Origin of the sequence: Bradyrhizobium huanghuaihaiense (assembly GCF_025200885.1) — a bacterium.
GTDB classification, from domain to species: domain Bacteria; phylum Pseudomonadota; class Alphaproteobacteria; order Rhizobiales; family Xanthobacteraceae; genus Bradyrhizobium; species Bradyrhizobium huanghuaihaiense.
Genome location: NZ_CP104172.1, coordinates 6,565,333 through 6,584,719, shown reverse-complemented (window position 1 = coordinate 6,584,719; position 19,387 = coordinate 6,565,333). Strand labels below are relative to the sequence as shown.

Below are 19,387 nucleotides of genomic sequence, written 5' to 3'. Positions count from 1 at the left end.
CGTGGGCACGCTTCGCTTTGCCCACCCTACGGATACTGCCCGCGTAGCCCGGATGGAGCGCAGCGCAATCCGGGGCGGTCCATCCGCGGACGAAGGATCCCGGATTACGCTTCGCTCCATCCGGGCTACGGGGCCACGACGGATACTTCCTAGGCACCCTCTGCCCGTTGTTAGTGCTTGATCGCGTTGACGTCAGGTGTTCTGCTCAAAAAAGCTGCTGGAGCACCGCACCCCGTGTCGATCTACGTCGCATTACACCACGTCACGCACTACAAATACGACCGCCCGATCGATCTTGGCCCGCAGACCATCCGCCTGCGGCCGGCGCCGCACACGCGCACGCCGGTCCTGAGCTATTCGCTCAAGGTCACGCCATCAAATCACTTCGTGAACTGGCAGCAGGACCCGCAAGGCAACTGGCTCGCCCGCTACGTCTTCCCGGAGAAGGCCACCGAGCTGAAATTCGAGGTCGACTTCACGGCGCAGATGACCACGGTCAACCCGTTCGACTTCTTCGTCGAGCCCTATGCCGACAGCTTTCCGTTCGAATACCCGAAGGATCTGAAGACGGAGCTGGCGCCTTATCTCGAGACCATCAAGCCCGATCGCCTGTTCGCGAAATTTCTCGACACGATCCCGCATGAAGCTCCGAACACCGTCAACTTCCTGGTCGATCTCAATCGCGAGCTTCAGAAGCACGTCCGCTACATCATCCGCATGGAGCCCGGCGTGCAGACTCCGGAGGAGACGCTCGCCTCCGGCGCCGGATCATGCCGCGATTCCGCCTGGCTGCTGATCCAGACGCTGCGCCATCTCGGCCTCGCCGCGCGCTTCGTCTCGGGCTATCTGATCCAGATCCGTCCTGACATCGATCCGATCGAGGGCCCGCCGGAAGTCGAGAACGATTTTACCGATCTGCACGCCTGGGCCGAGGTCTATCTGCCGGGCGCAGGCTGGATCGGGTTCGACGCCACCTCCGGCATGCTCGCGGGCGAGGGCCACATCCCGGTCGCCGCCACGCCGCATTATCGCTCGGCCGCGCCGATCTCCGGCGGCGCCGGCTTTGCCGAGGTCGAGTTTGCCTTCGACATGAGCGTCAGGCGCATCCGCGAGGCGCCGCGCATCACAAAGCCGTTCTCCGATGAATCCTGGGCGCGGCTCAACGATCTCGGCGAGCAGGTCGACGGCGATCTCGCCGCGCAGGACGTGCGGCTCACCATGGGCGGCGAGCCGACCTTCGTCTCGGTCGACGATCTCGAAGCGGCGGAGTGGAATACGGAGGCGGTCGGTCCCACCAAGCGGGCGCTCGCGGACGATCTGATCCGCCGCCTGCGCACGCGCTTCGGACCCGGTGGGCTACTGCATTACGGCCAGGGCAAATGGTATCCCGGCGAGAGCCTGCCGCGCTGGGCCTTCGGGCTCTACTGGCGCAAGGACGGCGTTCCGATCTGGAAGAACGCCGATCTCATCGCCAAGATCGAAAATCCGCGGCCCGCGCAGGTGAAGGACGCCGAGACCTTCATGGAAGGTACGGCGGCGCGGCTCGGCCTCGATCCCGGCTACATCATGCCGGCCTACGAGGACACAGCGCTTTGGCTACAGAAGGAAGCCGAGCTCCCCGTCAACGTCGATCCGACCGACTCCAAATTGTCCGACCCGGAGGCGCGTGCGCGCATAGCGCGGGTGTTCGAGCAGGGCCTCAACACGCCGCGCGGCTTCGTGCTGCCGGTGCAGCGCTGGAACGCGCCGCCGCGCTGGCGCAGCGAGCGCTGGCAACTCCGGCGCAATCACCTGTTCCTGACACCGGGCGATTCACCGCTCGGCCTGCGCCTGCCGATCGGTTCGCTCGGCTACGTTCCGCCCAACCAATATCCCTACATCATCGAGCGCGACCCAATGGAGCCGCGCGGCAAGCTGCCGGTGTTCACCCTCGCGGCGCGCCCGGAAGCGCCGCCCAGGGTTGCGCCCGAGCACCTCAACACATCCGTCCCGGTCCGCACCGCGATGTCGGTCGAGGTCCGCGATGGCGTGCTCTGCGCCTTCATGCCGCCGGTCGAGCGCATCGAGGATTATCTCGAACTGATCGCGGCGCTTGAAGCCACCGCCGAGGAGATGCAGCTCCAGGTCCATGTCGAGGGCTATCCGCCGCCGTTCGACCCGCGCATCGAGGTCATCAAGGTGACGCCGGATCCCGGCGTGATCGAGATCAACATCCAGCCGGCGAAAAGCTGGCGCGATGCGGTCGAGATCACCTCCGGCCTCTATGAGGACGCCGCCAAGGTGCGTCTCGGTGCCAACCGCTTCCTGGTCGACGGCCGCCATACCGGAACCGGCGGCGGCAACCACGTCGTGGTCGGCGGCTCGAGCCCGCAGGACTCGCCGTTCCTGCGCCGGCCGGATCTCTTGAAGAGTCTGGTCTTGTACTGGCAGCGGCATCCCTCGCTGTCCTACTTCTTCTCCGGCTTGTTCATCGGTCCGACCAGCCAGGCGCCGCGCATCGACGAGGCGCGTCACGACAGCATCTACGAGCTCGAGATCGCGCTCTCGCACGTGCCGCCGCCCGGCTACCAGACGCCGCTATGGCTGGTGGACCGGTTGTTCCGGCATCTGCTCGTCGACATCACCGGCAACACCCACCGCGCCGAGATCTGCATCGACAAGCTCTATTCGCCGGAGGGGCCGACCGGCCGCCTCGGCCTCGTCGAATTCCGCGCGCTCGAAATGCCGCCGGATCCGCGCATGTCGCTGGCGCAGCAGCTCCTGATCCGCGCGCTGATCGCAAAGTTCTGGCGCGAGCCGCAAGCCGGCAAGTTCGTGCGCTGGGGCACGGCGCTGCATGACCGCTTCATGCTGCCGCATTTCATCTGGGAGGATTTTCAGGACGTGCTCTCCGAGCTCAAGCAGTTCGGCTATCCGTTCGAGCCGGAATGGTATCTGGCCCAGCTCGAATTCCGCTTTCCCGCCTTCGGCCGCGTCCATCATGGCGGCGTGACGCTGGAGCTGCGGCAGGCGCTGGAGCCGTGGCACGTGCTCGGCGAGGAGGGCTCGGCCGGCGGCACCGTGCGCTATGTCGATAGCTCGGTCGAGCGGCTCCAGGTCAAGGCGGAGGGCTTTGTCGAGGGCCGCCACATCGTCACCTGCAACGGCCGCCGCCTGCCGATGACCTCGACTGGCCGCTCGGCGGAGGCCGTGGCCGGCGTCCGCTTCAAGGCCTGGCAGCCGGCCTCCGGCCTGCACCCGACCATTCCGGTCCACGCACCGCTGACTTTCGACCTCATAGATACCTGGAATGGCCGCTCGCTCGGCGGCTGCGTCTACCACGTCGCCCATCCCGGTGGGCGCAACTACGACACCAAGCCGGTCAACACCTATGAGGCCGAGGCGCGGCGGCTGGCGCGCTTCCAGGACCACGGCCATACCCCGGGTCCGATGCAGCCGCCGCCCGAGGAACGCACAAATGAATTTCCGCTGACCCTCGACTTGCGGACCCCGCTCCTGCAATGAGTATGAGGGTGGGAAAGGGAAAGGCCCATGGGCGAGGGCGCAGCGGAAGACAACGACCAGGCGGGCAGGGCACAGGCCCGGCAGCGGATCGCGCAATGGGTTCGCGACTATAGCCGTCTGCCGGGTATTCCCGACGAGTTCCTTGGGCCTGACGGTGCGCCGCGCGCGGTCTGGAGCCGCTTCTTCGACGCCTTCGCCGCGCTCGCGCCCGACGAGATCGAGCGGCGCTTCGGCATGGCCGACCGTCACCTCCGTGAAGCCGGCGTCACCTACCGCGCCCCCGGCGACAGCGCCGACCGGCCCTGGTCGCTGAGCCATCTGCCGCTGCTGATCGACGAGGCCGACTGGCAGCAGCTCTGCGCCGGCATCACCCAGCGCGCCGAGCTGCTCGAGCTCGTGCTGCGCGACATCTATGGCGAGGGCCGCCTCGTTGCGGAAGGCGCGCTGCCCGCGGCCGCGATCGCCGGCAGCCCCGAATATCTCCGCCCCGTCTGCGGCGTGCCGCCGCCCGGCGGGCGCTACCTTTCGATCTATGCTGCCGATGTCGGCCGCGGTCCCGACGGCCGCTGGTGGGTGCTCGGCGACCGCACCCAGGCGCCGTCAGGCGCGGGCTACGCGCTCGAGAACCGCCTGGTGCTCTCGCGCGCCTTCTCCGATCTCTACAAGTCGATGAACGTGCCGCGCGTCGCCCCGTTCTTCGAGGCGTTCCGCGACAGTCTGCGCGCGCGCGCCGATCGCGACGAGCCGCGGATCGGCGTGCTGACGCCCGGCAGCTTCAGCGAGACCTATTTCGAACATGCGACGCTGGCGCGCTATCTCGGCTTCCTCCTGGTCGAGGGCGACGATCTCGCCGTCAGCGACAATCGCATCCACATCCGCACCGTCGCCGGCCTGAAGCGGCTCGACGTGCTCTTGCGCCGCGTCGATTCCAACTCGCTCGATCCGCTCGAGCTCGACGCCTCCTCGCGGCTCGGCGTACCCGGCCTGATCGACGTGCTGCGCAAGGACGGCGTCGTCGTCGCCAATATGCCGGGCTCGGGCGTCTTGGAGGCGCGGGCGATGCTCGGCTTCCTGCCGGCGCTGGGCCGCCGCCTGCTCGGCGAAGAGCTGAAGATGCCGCACATCGCGACCTGGTGGTGCGGCCAGCGCAGCGCGCGCGACGAGGTGTTGTCGCGGCTCGACGAGGTCGCGATCGAGGGCGCCTATCGCCGCGGCGTTCCCGGCTTCTATTCGAGCGGGCCGGTGCTGGCGAGCGAGCTCGATGCCGCCGGGCGCCAGCGCCTGATCGACGCCATCGCCGCGCGCGGCATGGACTATGTCGGCCAGGAGGTGGTGCGGCTCTCGACCATGCCGGTGTGGGAGCAGGGCCAGATCACGCCGCGTCCCTTCGTGCTGCGCGTGTTCGCAGCCGCCACGGCCGACGGCTGGGCTATCATGCCCGGCGGCTTCTGCCGGATCGCCGAGCAGGCCGACGCGCGCGCGGTGTCGATGGGCGACGGCGCGCGCGCCGCCGACGTCTGGGTGGTCTCCGACAAGCAGGTCTCGACCGCGACGCTCTTGCCCGCGACCGACAAGGTCCGCATCCGCCGCATCGCCGGCGTGCTGCCGAGCCGCGCCGCCGACAATCTGTTCTGGCTCGGCCGCTATCTCGAACGCGCCGAGGCGACGCTGCGCCTGGTGCGCGCGCTGGGATCGCCCAGCGGGCCCAACAAGGGCACCGCGGCCTCGCTGCAATCGTCCGAACGCATCCAGCGCATGCTGGTGGCCTGGGGCGCGATCTCGCAGACCTCGCGCGCGGCATCCGGGCGCATCGTCGCCGAAGCGTTGCAGAGCGAGGCGCGCTTCGGCTCGGCGCTGTCGCTGGTGCGCGCGGCGCAGCGCACCGCGACGTCGTTGCGCGAGCGGCTGTCGCCGGACGCCTGGCAGGTCATCACCGAGATGGCCGAGCGGCTCGCTTACGAGGTCGAGGACGACGACAGCGTGCTCAGCGCCGCCGAGTTGACCCTGCAGGAGCTGGCGAGCTTTGCGGGCCTTGCGCAGGAGAACATGAACCGCGCCGCCGGCTGGCGTTTCCTCGACATCGGCCGCCGCACCGAGCGTGCCATCAACACCACGCGCTTTGCACGTCAGTTTGCCTATGACGAGGCCGGCGACGAGGATCTCGACATCCTGCTGACGCTGGTGGATTCCCAGATCACCTACCGCTCGCGCTATTTGCTGGCGCCGATCCTGGCGCCGGTGCGCGACCTCGCGGTGCTCGACAGCTACAATCCGCGCTCGGTGGCGTTCCAGGTCGCGACTCTGAACGAGCACATCGCGGCGCTGCCGAGCCTGAAGGAGCACGGCCTGATCGAGCAGCCGCAGCGGCTTGCCGTGGCGGTGCAGGCGATGCTGGCGACGGCCGAGGCCGAGAAGCTCGAGGTCAAGACGCTGTTCGCGCTGGAGCAGGATCTGCTCAGCCTCGCCGAGGCGATCGGGCTGCACTATTTCCCGCACGGTCCGAACGCCAGCAGGCCGGAAAAGCTGACGGGGCTGGCGTGATCTACGACATCCGTCACGTCACGACCTACGAATACGAAAGTCCGGTCAGCTTCGCCCGCTGCACGCTGCGGCTGGAGCCCAGAAGCGGCAACGGCCAGGAGCTGATCTCGCACCGGGTCGAGATCCGTCCGCGCCCGTCCGAGCGCAACGTCCGTCGCGACTTCTTCGGCACGCTGACCGAGAGCGTCGTCATCGAGGCCGCGCATCGCAATCTGCGCATCGACTCGCGCTCGCGCGTCTCCGTCTTGCGCCAGCCGCCGGCGCGCGATGCGGACAGTCCGCCCTGGGAGAGCATTCGCGACATCGCGTTCGAAGCGACCAGCCTCGGGCCGTCCTCGCCGGTCGGCTATGTCTTTGCGAGCCCCCTGGTGCCGGTGCTGCGCCCGGTCAGCGCCTATGCGGCGGAGAGCTTTCCACCCGGCGAGGGCGTCCTCAAAGGCGCGGTCGATCTCATGCATCGCATTCGCAACCAGTTTCGCTACGACCCCAAGGCCACCGTGATCTCGACGCCGCTGAACGAGGTCTTCGACAAGCGTCACGGGGTCTGCCAGGATTTTGCCCATGTGATGATCGCTGGGCTGCGCGGGCTCGGTCTGCCGGCGGCCTATGTCAGCGGTTACTTGCGGACCATTCCGCCGCCGGGCCAGCCGCGCCTGCAGGGCGCCGACGCCACCCACGCCTGGGTGTCGCTGTGGTGCGGGACGGAGCTGGGCTGGGTCGATTTCGATCCGACCAACGATCTCCTGGTCGCGAACGACCATATCGTGCTTGCGGTCGCACGCGACTTCTCCGACGTCTCGCCGGTCGACGGCATCATCGTCGGCTCGCCCAAGCAGAAGCTCGGCGTCGCCGTCGACGTGCTGCTGGTGGAGTGACGGCGCGCTCCGCCGTCCCGGCCGCGAAGACGATGCAGGCGCATGCGCCAGGCTGCGGTGCATTGCGCCAGCCTTGCGCTGACGTCCGATAAAGCGAATTTGATTTCCGCGCCTGGGCGGAGCCCAAGACCGGTCGGGTCCGGCTGTGTCGAGCCGTGACCGCAACCACGATCTCGCAGGGCACAAGAGTAACTTAATTTACGGATTTTGCGCCCGGGATTTGGTCCCTCGGCCCAAGTTGGGCTATGCTGGCCCTCGCGTCGAGGACAACAATGGGACGTCGGGAGCTGGCGTGGGACACCACCGACAAGCGGGGCTGCATCCATGATGACGTTGCCAAGACTGGCGGCTGAATCCCTGGAGAAGTTGCTGGGCACGTTCATGCGTCGGCGGTACGACGAGGACTCTGCAAGGATTGTAGAGGGGGCGACGCGTACGGCACTTGAGTGCATTGGCAACAGTGACGCGCTCTACCACAATATCGAGCATACCATGCTGGTGACGCTGGCGGGCCAGGCGATCCTCCAGGGCCGCCATCTGCATGCGCACCTCTCGGCGGAGGATTACACCCACATCTTGGTCGCCTGCCTCGCCCACGACATCGGCTATGTCCGTGGCCTGTTCGAGGAGGATGACGAGGACGGCTTCGTGATCGATGCGGCCGGGACCAAGGTCTCGTTGCCGCGCGGTGCATCGGATGCCAGTCTCATGATGTATCACGTTGATCGGTCGAAGCTTTATGTAGAGCAGCGGCTTCAGCCCGTCGAAGGCCTCGACAGTGAGCGCATTGCCCGCGCCATCGAGGGAACGCGTTTTCCGGCCCGCGAGGGCCAGGACTACGACGAGGACGCCTCGATCCTGCGCGCCGCCGATTTCATCGGCCAGCTCGGCGATCCCAACTATCTGCGCAAGGCCAACGCGCTTTACTACGAGTTCGAGGAAGTGGGCATGAACCGGCAGCTCGGCTACGACTCGCCCGCCGACATCGTGAACCGCTATCCACAATTCTACTGGAACAGCGTCGCCCCGCACATCCAGACCGAGATCGGCTATCTCAACAAGACCGAGATCGGCCGGCAGTGGATCGCCAATCTCTACAGCAACGTGTTCCGCGCCGAACGCGACATCTCGCTGTCAGGGCCGCAGAAGTAGGGCTCTTGTAGCCCGGATGAGCGAAGCGATATCCGGGGCCGGCGGCGCGAAGTCCCGGATGTCGCTTCGCTCGTCCGGGCTACAAATGTCCGACCCCGTGAGCAAAGCATGCAACAAAAAACCATCACCACGGATGTCCTCGACATCGCCTATCTCGACTACGGCGCCGCCGATGGCTGGCCCTGCATCATGGGCCACGGCTTTCCCTATGATGTGAACGCCTATGCCGCGGCCGCGCCGATCATCGCGCGGGCCGGCGCACGCGTGCTGGTGCCCTGGCTGCGCGGCTATGGGCCGACGCGATTTCGTTCCGCTGCAACGCTGCGCTCCGGCGAGCAGGCGGCTCTCGGCGCCGATCTCCTTGCCTTCATGCATGCGCTTCACATCGAACGCGCAATCGTCGGGGGCTACGACTGGGGCGGACGCGCGGCCTGCGTGGTCTCTGCGTTGTATCCCGAGCGCGTCGTCGGGCTCGTCTCCGGCAATTCCTACAACATACAGAACATCGCCCGATCCATGGAGCCGGCCTCACCGCCGGAGGAGGCCGCGCTCTGGTATCAATATCTCTTCCACAACGAGCGCGGCCGCCGCGCGCTGGAAGCAACCGGCGCGGCTTCGCCCGCCAGCTCTGGTCGATGTGGTCGCCGACATGGGCCTTCGACGATCCGACGTTCGAGAACAGCGCTGTGTCCTTCGACAACCCCGACTTCGTCGACGTCGTGATCCACTCCTATCGCCACCGCTATGCGCTGGTCGAAGGCGATCCCGCCTATGCCGCGATCGAAGAAAAGCTCGCCGCGCAACCTCCGATCCGCGTCCCGACCATCGCGATCGACGGCGACAGCGACGGCGTCAATCCCGGCACCGCGCACCATGCGCGCAAGTTCGAGGGCTTCTTCGAGCGCCGCGTGTTCGCCGGCGCCGGCCATAACCTGCCGCAGGAGCGGCCGGCCGAATGGGCGCAGGCCGTGCTGGATGTGCGCGCAGCCGGGTCCTGATTTTCGCGATCGCGGGAACTTTTCGCTCATCCCGCCGTCCAATTCCTGAGTTGCGCGTAAGGCTGTCAGGAGGTGACCATGAGCGAGGACAAGAAGCCAAGCGGGCCGGATCTGACCACGGGCGTATCGCTCGCCGACTTCAAGGACGGCAAGCTGCTCGGCCATGTCGGCGAGGAGGAAGTCCTGCTGGTGCAGGCCGGCGGCGAGATCTTTGCGATCGAGCCCGCCTGCAGCCACTATCACGGTCCGCTCGCCGAAGGCCTGGTCGTGGACGACACCATCCGCTGCCCCTGGCATCACGCCTGCTTCTCCTTGCGCACAGGCGAGGCTAGCCGTCCGCCGGCATTGAATGCGCTGGCGGTGTGGGAGGTGACACGGGACCAGGACAGGATTCTGGTTCAGCGCAAGCGTGAGGCGCCGAAGCCGTCGGCAGCGCATCGTACTGCGCCGACATCCGAAAAGTTCGTCATCGTCGGCGGCGGCGCCGCAGGCTTCGCCGCGGCCGAGACGCTCCGGCGCGAAGGCTTTGCCGGCGCCATCACCATGCTGAGCAACGACGGCGCGATGCCGGTTGACCGGCCCAATCTCTCCAAGGATTACCTTGCCGGCAACGCGCCGGAGGACTGGCTGCCGCTGCGGGGCGAGGACTACTATCAGAGCGCCGGCATCGATCTCAGGCTCAGCACCAACGTTGCGGCGATCGATCCAAGAGCACGCAGCGTGACCCTCGGCAATGGCGACAAGCTGCCATTCGACCGCTTGCTGCTCGCGACCGGCGCCGAGCCCATCAAGCTGCAGATCCCGGGCGCGGAGCAGCCGCACGTCCATACCTTGCGCTCCGTCGCCGACAGCCGCGCCATCATCAAGGCCGCCGGCAGCGCGAAGCGTGCTTTGGTGATCGGCGCCAGCTTCATCGGCCTGGAAGTTGCGGCGTCCTTGCGAGCGCGCAAGCTGGAGGTGCATGTCGTCGCGCCCGAGGAGCGACCGATGCAGAAGGTGCTCGGGTCCGAGATGGGCGACTTCATTCGCACGCTGCATGAAGAGAATGGCGTCAACTTCCACCTCAAGGACACGGTGGAGAGGCTCGACGGCGCCCACGCCACGCTGAAGAGCGGCGCCGTGATCGAGGCAGACCTGGTCGTGGTCGGCATCGGCGTCAGGCCGCGCCTTGCGCTGGCCGAGCAGGCGGGGCTTGCCGCCGATCGCGGCGTCAGCGTGACTGAATTTCTCGAAACCAGCGTCGCCGGCATCTTTGCCGCCGGCGACATCGCGCGCTGGCCCGATCCGCATTCGCGGCACACCATCCGCGTCGAGCATTGGGTGGTCGCGGAGCGCCAGGGCCAGACCGCGGCGCGCAACATGCTCGGCAGGCGCGAACGCTTCGACGCCGTGCCGTTCTTCTGGTCCCAGCACTACGACGTCCCGATCAACTATGTCGGCCACGCCGAGAGCTTCGACGACGTCGCCATCGACGGCAGCATTTCCGGCAGGGACTGCCTGCTGAAGTACCGCAAGGGCGGCCACGTGCTTGCCGTCGCTTCAATTTATCGCGATCTCGACAATCTCAGGGCCGAGCTCGAGATGGAGCGCTCGCGCGGCTGATGCACCGCATTCGACCTTGATTTGCGTCAATGTTGCTGCCGGTACCGGTGCTCTGCTGGCTGTCGTCCCGGCACGGTACGTGCTATTCTGGCGCGTGCCCCCGGGCTACGCAAGCAGGAGTGGCCGTCATGACCAGTGCTTCGGACACGTCTCATCACCCAAGTCTCGGCTCCGGCATCGCGGCGCTGCATGCCAAATGGGGCTGGATCGTCGCGCTCGGCGTCGTCTATCTCATCGCCGGCTTTGTCGCGCTCGGCAGCATGGTGATGGCGACGGTGGCAAGCGTGATCGTGGTCGGCGCCATGATGATCGTCGCCGGCGTCACCGAGATCATCGGCGCGTTCCAGATGAAGAGCTGGGGCAAGTTCCTGATCTGGGCCTTGCTCGGCGTGCTCTACGTGATCGCGGGCTTCCTGACCTTCGAGAATCCGCTGTTCGCGGCCGTCCTGCTGACGCTGTTTCTCGGCGTCTCGCTGATCGCCTCGGGCGCCGTCAGGCTGTTTCTCGCCTTCAGCATGAAGCGCGAGAGTCCGTGGATCTGGGTGGCGCTGTCGGCCGTCATCACGCTGCTGCTTGGCCTGCTGATCGTGGCGCGCTGGCCGGTGAACAGCGTCTATATCCTCGGCCTGTTCCTCGGCATCGATCTGATCATGGCCGGTGCCGGCTGGATCGGCCTCGGCTTCAGCCTGAAGCGGCGCGGCTGAAACCTCCGGCGAAGTGCGCGGTGCTGAAGCGCGATCAGATTCGGATGGATCGTCATCGCGCTTCGGGGTGACGTTTGCGCATGACCTTTCCGGTCAACCGCTTCGCACCTTGCCGGATCATGCTTTGGCAGATCAATCCAGTGGCATCTCGTCGAGCGGCCAAATCGGGCGGCGAACCTTGCGATAGGTGAGGGTCGTGTAGTCATTCGTGGCAAGGCCGCCGCTGTCGGCCAGGATCACCTCCTTGGCCATCGGTCCGAAAGCGGCGCGGAAGTGGTGGGCGGACTTGACCGCGACGACCCGAAACCGCGCCGGCTCCGCGCCGAGAATTCGGAACATTTCCTGATCATAGGTTTGCAGCGTGTTGGTCGACAGGGCGATCGAGATGCCGTTCACCTCGAGCAGGGCGGAGGGGCCGAGCGTCATGGGCTGCCCGGCATTCATCGGTCCCTCGCAGACGAAGGCACCGCCCGACAGCGCGGCGACGCGTCCGGCCAGCGCGAGTGGCGGCCCGTAGCTCGCGGGATCGCGCTTGGCGCCGACAACGACGTCGAGGCTGGCTCCGAGACCTGCGGCATGACAGCGGGCGGCGGCTTCGGGATCGCCGAGGACGCCGAGGAGCACGCCTTTGACGTTCGCCTTCAGCAGCGCCTCCAACAGCCGGACGCCGTCGCCATAGGCGCCTGAACCGGGGTTGTCGCTGTAGTCGGAAATGACAAGGGGACGGGTATCGGCGACATCGGCTGCGGCCTCCACGGCAAGCCTGGTCGCGGTCGGCAAATCATACACGGCGACAGTGACCTCGGCGCGGCGACGGTACATCTCGTCATAGAGCGCGGCCGCAGCCTGCCGCGCCGCCGTCTCGGCGGCGTTATGCGAGGCATCGTAGGTCACCTGCACGCTGGGGCCGACCTCGGCAATGTCCGAGCGGCTGAAACCCGCGCAGACGTCGACCGACAACAAGCCGGGCGTTTGTGCCTCCATGCCTGCTGCGCGCGCCAACAGATCGCTCATCACGCCGCCCTGGGTTCGTCCGTGATTGCATCCGTCGAGCAGCGGTCCTTGCAGGTGGACGACCTTCGGACGGATCTTGCCGTCCATCGCCGATTGCAGCAGATCGGCTGCGCGGAGTGCGGTCTCGTATTGGTCGATATGCGGATAGGTCCGGTAGGGCAGCATGATGTTGGCCAGCCGACCCATGCGTTCGGTGACGTTGGCATGCAGGTCGAGCGTCACCGCGATCGGAATCGTCTCGCCGAGCCGCTTGCGCAATCCTTCCAGCAGCGCACCCTCGGCATCCTCGTCGGTCTCGGTCACCATCGCGCCGTGCAATGCGAGGATGACGCCGTCGAGCGGTCCCGTCTCGCAGGCCTCGTAGACCAGGCGTTGCAGTTCGGCCCAGCAGTCGGCCGTCACCTTGCCGGACGGCGTGGCCGAGGCTGCAATCGGCTGCACCAGGGTCCAGCCGTAGCGTTTGGCCGCAGCCAGATGCCCGGCAATCTCCATCTTGGTAGCGCCGAGCGCGGGGGCGATCTCGGCTCCCAGGAGAAACAGCCGCTTGCGATAATCATCGAGCGTGGTCGGAACGATCGAGAACGTGTTGGTCTCGTGGGCGATCTGCGCGGAGAGCACACGTCGCGTCTGGCTCATGGGGGCTCCTCGTTGTTCATGGAAGCCGCGGGGCCTGATCTCGCGTCCTCACAAGGCACTTCGCTAGCATCGAATCGGGCTGCCCCACCAGCAACTCGACGCAAGACCATCTTGCGGAACTCCGCTGATCTGGCGCGCTGACAAAAGCAGCGCGCAGCGCGGCCGCTTCGCCGCGCGGCGATCATCATCGGGGAGACACCATGAGAGCCGCTTTGGCCCTGGCCGCAGCTTTGGCTGCCGCCTGCCTGTCCACGCCTGCTTCCGCACAAAAATCCTACGGTCCTGGCGTCAGCGACACCGAGATCAAGATCGGCAACACCATGCCCTATAGCGGGCCGGCCTCGCCGCTCAGCATCACCGGAAAGGTGATCGCGGCCTATTTCGACGAGGTCAACGAGAAGGGCGGCGTCAATGGCCGCAAGCTCAATCTGATCTCGCTGGATGATGCCTTCTCGCCGCCCAAGACCATGGAGGCCGCGCGGCGCCTCGTCGAGGGCGACGGCGTCGCCTTCATCTTCGCCACCATGGGCACTGCGCCGAGCTCGGCGATCGCAAAATATCTCAACAGCAACAAGGTGCCGCAGCTCTTTTTGATCAGCTCGGCCTCGAAGTGGAACGATCCCGCCAACATGCCCTGGTCGATGGCGCTGCCCTGGGCGCCGAACTACACCAGCGAGGCCGCGATCGACGTCGCCTATGCCCGCGCCAAGAACCCGCATGCGCGCTTTGCGGTGCTCTATCAGAACGACGACGCCGGCAAGGAATATCTGCGCGGCGTCAGGGAGGCGCTCGGCGCCGACGCCGACAAGGCGATCGCAATGGCCTCCAGTTTCGAGGTTGCCGATCCCACCGTCGATTCCCAGGTCCTGACGCTCGCCAACACCAAGGCCGACGTCTTCATGATCTACTCCGTGACGCCGCGCGCCTGCGCGCAGGCAATCCGCAAGGCGCACGAGGTCGGCTGGCAGCCGACGCGCTTCCTCGCCTCGGGCTGTGCCAACAAGGCGACCGTGATGGCGCCGGCCGGCCTCGATGCCGGCAAGGGCGTGCTGTCGCTCGGCGCGCTCAAGCCGTTCGTCGAACAGCCCAAGGACGACCCGGCGATGACGGCCTATATCGACTTCATGAAGAAGCGCCTGCCCAACGCCGACATCAACAACGTCGCCGGCCTCTACGGCTACACCGTCGCCGAGGCCCTGGTGGTGCTGCTGAAGCAGTGCAAGGACAATCTGACGCGCGAGAACATCATGGCGCAGGCGGCCAACCTGAAGAACGTGCCGCTGTCGCTTCTGATGCCCGGCATCACCCTCAACACCACGCCGCAGGATTTCCGCCCGATCAAGGACGGCTACATGCTCCAGTTCGACGGCAACGACTGGGTCGTGGCGAGCGAGCTGTTGCGCGGGACGTGAGGCGGCGCTCTCTCCGCGAACTCGGAATCGTAGGGTGGGCAAAGGCGCACTTGCGCCGTGCCCACCACCTATCAATGATTATCGAGAGAAAGCGTGGGCACGCTTCCGCCTTCGCTCTTCGAGCTACGGCGGACAAGTCGCTTTGCCCACCCTACGGACTGACGCGCGCGTCGGCGCGCGGGAGGATTAAGATGGACTTTCAACACTCCGCCCGTTCGCTGGAGCTGCAGGAGCGCGTGCGCCAGTTCATGCGAGCGCATGTCGAGCCGGTCGAGGAGCTCTATTACGAGCAGCTCAAGCCGGAGGCCGCGCGCTACAGGACGCCGCAGGTGCTGCAGGACCTGAAACGGCTCGCGCGCGAGCAGGGGCTCTGGAACCTGTTTCTATCCGGCGAGCACGGCCCGGGTCTCTCCAATCTCGAATACGCGCCGGTGAAGGAGATCATGGGCCGCATCCTCTGGGCGCCCGAGGTCTTCAATTGCTCGGCGCCCGATGTCGGCAACATGGAGGTGCTCGCCAACTACGGCACGAAGGCGCAGCAGGAGCGCTGGCTGACGCCGCTGCTGGAGGGGCGCATCCGCTCCGGCTTCTCGATGACGGAGCCGCAGGTCGCCTCCAGCGATGCCACCAACATCCAGTGCGAGATCAAACGCGACGGCGGCGATTACGTCATCAACGGCCGCAAATGGTTCACGTCAGGCGCGATGAACGAGGATTGCGAGATCCTGATCGTGATGGGCAAGACAGCGCCCGACCATCCTGACCGCCATCGCCAGCAATCCATGATCCTGGTGCCGAAGGCGACGCCGGGCGTGCGCATCGTCCGTGACATGCTCACTTACGGCTATGACGACGCCCCGGTCGGCCACCCCGAGATCGTCTACGACAACGTCCGCGTGCCCGCGGAGAACATCCTGCTCGGCGAAGGCCGCGGCTTCGAGATCGCGCAAGGCCGGCTCGGTCCCGGCCGCATCCACCATTGCATGCGCCTGATCGGCTGCGCCCAGCGCGCGCTGGAATTGATGTGCCGGCGATCGGTCTCCCGCGTCGCGTTCGGCAAGCCGCTCGCAGACCAGGGCTCGGTACGCGAGGACATCGCGAACTCCTTCTGCGAGATCGCGCAGGCGCGGCTGCTCACCCTGCAAGCCGCCGACAAGATGGACTGCGAAGGCAACAAGGCCGCGCGCGATCTGATCGCGGCGGCCAAGATCGTGGTCCCCAGCATGGCCGCCCGCGTCATCGACCGCGCCATCCAGATCCACGGCGCCGCCGGCGTCTCGCAGGACACGTTCCTCGCGCGCGCCTACGTCTACGCCCGCTTCATTCGCATCGGCGACGGGCCGGACCAGGTGCATCTGGCGGCCTTGGGCAAGGAGCTGATCAGGCGCGGCGGAGTGATGGTGGGGTAGAGGTGTTGCCCCGCGCCCGGATTCATGGATGTAAGCATAGAAGAACGCCGCGGATCCGGGCAAGGAACTGCGTGTTTCGGCTTGTAGCGGAAATTAACGTTGTGCGGTCAAGATGCCCGACATGCACTCCGAACGGCTTCGTCAGCTGCCCTATCTGGTCCACACCAACAGAGAACTCGGCCTGATGCTGAGGGGTGCGAAGCCTCTCGCATATTTCATGGATATCGTTGGTCGTGAGCCGGACGTCTGTCTTCGGTATTGGCGCATGTTCGACAGGCACGTTGCCGTAGGTCGCCTGATGAGACGCGAGGTGATTGAACCATGTCCGGACCTGCCGCAGCTCGAATATCGGATGCTGTTCTACACCTTGCCGGGCCACGAGTGGCGGGTTGATGCCATGCTCGCGCTCCTGAAGGAATCCGGCGCCTGGTCCGACGATCGCGAACGGCGCTTTGGCGAATTGCTCGGCTACGAGGGCTGGCAGATCGACTACTGGCTGACCTATCGTCGCTCGCATGCTTAAGCGGTAGCTGACTGCCGCTCATTCACGGCCTCGGCGCGCGGCCGGTCGCCGGGGCCTGGCTAATTTTTCATCGCGATGGCCGTTCCGAGTGTTTCGGAGAGTTACCACTTTTGGGAAGGCTTGCCGCGCCGGGTCCATTCGGCGACACTGCTCGTATTTCAAGTAGTTGTTTTAAAGGGGGCCTTTGATGCCCGAGACATTGGAAAGCCTGTTGTGGTGTGCCGCGCTGGCGACGTGGCTGATGCTTCTCTTCGGGATCATGGCTGAGCGCTTGAAGCCGCTCTCGAAACGCTTCGGCCATCTGCTCGAAGTTGCCTTCAGGCCAAAAGCGAAGTGATGCGGTAACGGCCTTCCTTCAAGGCCACATCGTGCTGCCCCAGCGCATTCGCAGCTCCGCGAGTGGCGAAGACATTTGCGCCGCGATTCCAGGCGGGTTCGGGCAAGTTGTCGGCCGCACACCGCGGAAGCGGCCGAAACGAACGTCGCGGCTAGCCCAGTCTCCGATCGAGGGAGAACCGGCCCCCTCCGGTGACAAACATCAACAGAGCGCCGCCCATGATCGTGATGTTCTTCAGGAAATGATTGTACTGCCCGATCTGTTGCGCGCCGGCCGGATATTCCCAGTAACGATGTCCGATTGCAGTCGCCGAGAGTACGAACAAGAACATCACGACTGCGCAGTAGCGCGTGCCGATGCCGAGGATCAGACAAGCCGACATCACTATTTCCAGCGCGACGGTGAAGGTCGTGAACAGCACGGGCGCGGGAACGTTGAGCGACCGGAAATAGCCTACGGAGCCGCTGAAGTTGGTAAGCGCGCCGTACGCGCTGCCGACGAAGACCCAGGCCAGCAGGATGCGGCCGACCAGGATCAGCAGGTCGGCACCGCCGGTGGCGACCTTGTCGATCGCAGATGTGGACCAGGTAGAGCGCAATAACATGGTGGCTGCCTTATCGCTGAGGACGGCACCTGAATATCGATGATCGTAGCACGATCGGCGAACCGCATGAAGGGCGCCTGGCGGATGCATGATGCGCTGCAAGCGCCCCCCTTGCTGATGCTTGTGCGAGCGCGAGCCGCCGACAACTTCGCAAGGCCGCGTCCGCGTCGTGACGACCCCGGCGAGGCGACCCTCCGCATTCCCCGGAGCGAAGCGACGGGAACTCCAGCGCTTTGGCCCTGAAGCAATATTGTTTCAGATTATTGTAGGACAATAGTAACGACTACTGATTGAGAGTAGCGCATCCTGCACCTTGCGAGTCTACGCAAGTTGAACGAGAGCAAGCCGCTTCCGCGCGACGAGAGGGCTTTGCCTGCGTCGGAGGAGGCAGTCCCTGGACTATGCCTGGAAGCAGCTACGGCATGAATCAGCGTTGGATCATCGTGGCCGCGATCCTCCTGACGGCCCTGCTTGTTCAAATACCCGCCGTTCTCAACCCGGACTTGAGCTGCCTGCTTTCTGAAGGAGAGCAAATTCTCGATGGCCGGAAGTTGGGGGGCGACCTCTTCGAACTGAACCCGCCGCTATCGATCTACCTGTACATGCCGGCGGCGCAGCTTGCGCGATTGACCGGCATCGCGCCCGAGATCATCGTGATCGTCCTGGTGATGATCGAGATCATTGGCTCGCTTGTCGTGGTCGATCGCGCCGCTGCGGCGGCAAAGCTGGGTGAAGAGCGAAGTATTTGGACGTGCCTGCTCGCTTTCTTGTTCGCAGTCCTTCCGAGTGCCGTATTCGGGCAACGTGAACACATAGCCGTCATTGCACTGACTCCCTTTGTCGCCGTCACTGCCATTCGCTGGCGTCGGCTTTCCCCCGGACCGGTCGCGATCCTGGCAGGACTGGGGGCCGGTCTGGCCATCAGCATCAAGCCCCAGCTTGCTCTCGTGGCAGGGCTTCCGATCATCCTTGGCGCCATCCACCAACGTTCTCTCAGGCCGTTGCTCACCCCTGAAGCGTGCGCAGCCGCCGCTGTTGTCATCGGTTATGGGGCGCTGCTCGTTGTCGTCTTTCCCGACTATCTGTTGACCCATGCCCCGATGGTCGCTGCCGCCTATCTGCCAATGAGGCGCGATTTAGCGGGCCTGCTTCCTTTCCCGATCGTCGTGATAACTGCCTCCATTTTGTTTCTGCGCCAGGTGGCGCCGCAAGGCCTCAGAATGGGAGGCGATGCAACCCCGTGGCTGGCAGCAGCCATTGGCGGTGCCGTGAGTTTCGTTCTTCAGGGCAAGGGCTGGACCTACACGCTCTACGCGCTTTGCGTGTTCGCGATTGCCGCACCGTTGCTGCATGTTCGCACCAGGACGTTGCCGGCCTCGGTCAGGATCGGCGGCTTTGCTGGCGTTGTGCTCATCGGATTCTGCCTGTCCTTGTCGGTCCGCGAGTTTCCGTCGCTGGAGCGGCACATTCAGGCGCTTGCAAAACATCCGAGGCTGCTCACGATCACCGATCACATCGCGCTGGGGCATCCGCTCGTTCGCCAGATCGACGGGACGTGGGTGGGCAGTTCGTGTGCCCAGTTGCTGACGGCCGGCGCAATCTTGGCCCAGAACGGCTCCCAGCCGACCCAGGGAGAGCGGGCAAAACTCGACGGCATCATCCATTTCGAGCGGCGGCACTTGTTGGCAGACCTGCGAAACGGTCGCCCGGACGTGATTCTCGTGGATACCTATCTGCAGAGCTCGGTCCCGTTCGATTGGCTGGCTTGGGCCAATAAAGATCCCGAGCTCGAAATCGAGTTGCGTCGCTATCGTGAGGTTGAGGATGTCGGCCGCGTTCGAATATTCGTCGATCAATCGAGAGCGGAGCGACAACCCACTCTTGCTCGACGCCTCGAGGGCGAGGAAGGTGCGCAGTAACGCCCAATGGCCATGCTGACATCATGCCAGTGTTTTGCCCGACGGGTCAAATCGAATTCGTAAAATCAGCAGCTGTCGGGCCGGCGGCCAAGCCATTGATAAGGCTGCTGCCGGCTACTGTGCATGGGGTTGTTTTCGCACTTTTTGTCTGCGCGCG

13 protein-coding genes and 1 pseudogene are annotated in these 19,387 nt (G+C 65.5%); 12 read left to right on the top strand and 2 right to left on the bottom strand.

Features of this window, described 5'->3' with window-relative positions; all coding sequences use genetic code 11:
* Positions 1-234 precede the first annotated feature (234 nt).
* The 7 genes and pseudogenes from N2603_RS31110 to N2603_RS31080 all read left to right on the top strand — a co-directional run bounded on the left by N2603_RS31110 (position 235) and on the right by N2603_RS31080 (position 11,376).
* Entirely contained in the window at positions 235-3,504 is a 3,270-nt protein-coding gene (locus N2603_RS31110; protein WP_260385136.1) for a transglutaminase family protein, read from the top strand.
* 27 nt (positions 3,505-3,531) lie between these two features.
* Entirely contained in the window at positions 3,532-6,045 is a 2,514-nt protein-coding gene (locus N2603_RS31105; protein WP_260385135.1) for a circularly permuted type 2 ATP-grasp protein, read from the top strand.
* On the top strand, positions 6,042-6,920 hold the full coding sequence (locus N2603_RS31100; protein WP_260385134.1) for a transglutaminase family protein: 879 nt from the start codon (positions 6,042-6,044) through the stop codon (positions 6,918-6,920). The genes N2603_RS31105 and N2603_RS31100 overlap by 4 nt, the downstream gene beginning before the upstream one ends.
* 324 nt (positions 6,921-7,244) lie before the next feature.
* Entirely contained in the window at positions 7,245-8,072 is an 828-nt protein-coding gene (locus tag N2603_RS31095; protein WP_026312826.1) for a hypothetical protein, read from the top strand.
* A 108-nt stretch (positions 8,073-8,180) separates the two neighbouring features.
* Positions 8,181-9,070 (top strand): annotated as a pseudogene (locus tag N2603_RS31090) (alpha/beta fold hydrolase).
* 78 nt (positions 9,071-9,148) lie between these two features.
* Positions 9,149-10,672: an FAD-dependent oxidoreductase gene (locus tag N2603_RS31085; RefSeq protein WP_260385133.1), complete on the top strand. Its 1,524-nt coding sequence runs from the start codon at positions 9,149-9,151 to the stop codon at positions 10,670-10,672.
* A 128-nt stretch (positions 10,673-10,800) separates the two neighbouring features.
* Positions 10,801-11,376 carry an HdeD family acid-resistance protein gene (locus N2603_RS31080; RefSeq protein ID WP_260385132.1) on the top strand — a complete coding sequence of 192 codons (576 nt, stop codon included), beginning with the start codon at positions 10,801-10,803 and terminating at the stop codon, positions 11,374-11,376.
* 132 nt (positions 11,377-11,508) lie between these two features.
* Here the strand turns inward: N2603_RS31080 and N2603_RS31075 are convergent, their stop codons facing one another.
* Entirely contained in the window at positions 11,509-13,026 is a 1,518-nt protein-coding gene (locus tag N2603_RS31075) for a M81 family metallopeptidase (RefSeq protein ID WP_260385131.1), read from the bottom strand.
* 200 nt (positions 13,027-13,226) lie between these two features.
* On the opposite strand from N2603_RS31075, the gene N2603_RS31070 reads away from it, so the two are divergent.
* The 4 genes from N2603_RS31070 to N2603_RS31055 all read left to right on the top strand — a co-directional run bounded on the left by N2603_RS31070 (position 13,227) and on the right by N2603_RS31055 (position 16,707).
* Entirely contained in the window at positions 13,227-14,438 is a 1,212-nt protein-coding gene (locus tag N2603_RS31070) for an ABC transporter substrate-binding protein (protein ID WP_260385130.1), read from the top strand.
* Between the two features lie 191 nt (positions 14,439-14,629).
* A complete protein-coding gene (locus N2603_RS31065) occupies positions 14,630-15,847 on the top strand; it encodes an acyl-CoA dehydrogenase family protein (protein ID WP_260385129.1) in 1,218 nt (405 codons plus the stop codon).
* Positions 15,848-16,157: 310 nt separating this feature from the next.
* Positions 16,158-16,370 (top strand): hypothetical protein, encoded by a 213-nt coding sequence (locus tag N2603_RS31060; RefSeq protein WP_260385128.1) that lies wholly within the window; start codon positions 16,158-16,160, stop codon positions 16,368-16,370.
* A gap of 187 nt (positions 16,371-16,557) precedes the next feature.
* Positions 16,558-16,707: a hypothetical protein gene (locus N2603_RS31055; protein WP_260385127.1), complete on the top strand. Its 150-nt coding sequence runs from the start codon at positions 16,558-16,560 to the stop codon at positions 16,705-16,707.
* Positions 16,708-16,858: 151 nt separating this feature from the next.
* On the opposite strand, the gene N2603_RS31050 is transcribed toward N2603_RS31055, so the two are convergent.
* On the bottom strand, positions 16,859-17,413 hold the full coding sequence (locus tag N2603_RS31050) for a DoxX family protein (RefSeq protein WP_260385126.1): 555 nt from the start codon (positions 17,411-17,413) through the stop codon (positions 16,859-16,861).
* Between the two features lie 320 nt (positions 17,414-17,733).
* On the opposite strand from N2603_RS31050, the gene N2603_RS31045 reads away from it, so the two are divergent.
* A complete protein-coding gene (locus N2603_RS31045) occupies positions 17,734-19,230 on the top strand; it encodes a hypothetical protein (RefSeq protein WP_260385125.1) in 1,497 nt (498 codons plus the stop codon).
* Positions 19,231-19,387 lie beyond the last annotated feature (157 nt).

Bases quoted from the DNA above. Each gene is read 5' to 3' on its own strand.
- N2603_RS31095 (WP_026312826.1), top strand. From the start codon at position 7,245: ATGATGACGTTGCCAAGACTGGCGGCTGAATCCCTGGAGAAGTTGCTG.
- N2603_RS31055 (WP_260385127.1), top strand. From the start codon at position 16,558: ATGCCCGAGACATTGGAAAGCCTGTTGTGGTGTGCCGCGCTGGCGACG.
- N2603_RS31045 (WP_260385125.1), top strand. From the start codon at position 17,734: ATGAATCAGCGTTGGATCATCGTGGCCGCGATCCTCCTGACGGCCCTG.
- N2603_RS31105 (WP_260385135.1), top strand. From the start codon at position 3,532: ATGGGCGAGGGCGCAGCGGAAGACAACGACCAGGCGGGCAGGGCACAG.
- N2603_RS31065 (WP_260385129.1), top strand. From the start codon at position 14,630: ATGGACTTTCAACACTCCGCCCGTTCGCTGGAGCTGCAGGAGCGCGTG.
- N2603_RS31080 (WP_260385132.1), top strand. From the start codon at position 10,801: ATGACCAGTGCTTCGGACACGTCTCATCACCCAAGTCTCGGCTCCGGC.
- N2603_RS31085 (WP_260385133.1), top strand. From the start codon at position 9,149: ATGAGCGAGGACAAGAAGCCAAGCGGGCCGGATCTGACCACGGGCGTA.
- N2603_RS31070 (WP_260385130.1), top strand. From the start codon at position 13,227: ATGAGAGCCGCTTTGGCCCTGGCCGCAGCTTTGGCTGCCGCCTGCCTG.
- N2603_RS31075 (WP_260385131.1), bottom strand. From the start codon at position 13,026: ATGAGCCAGACGCGACGTGTGCTCTCCGCGCAGATCGCCCACGAGACC.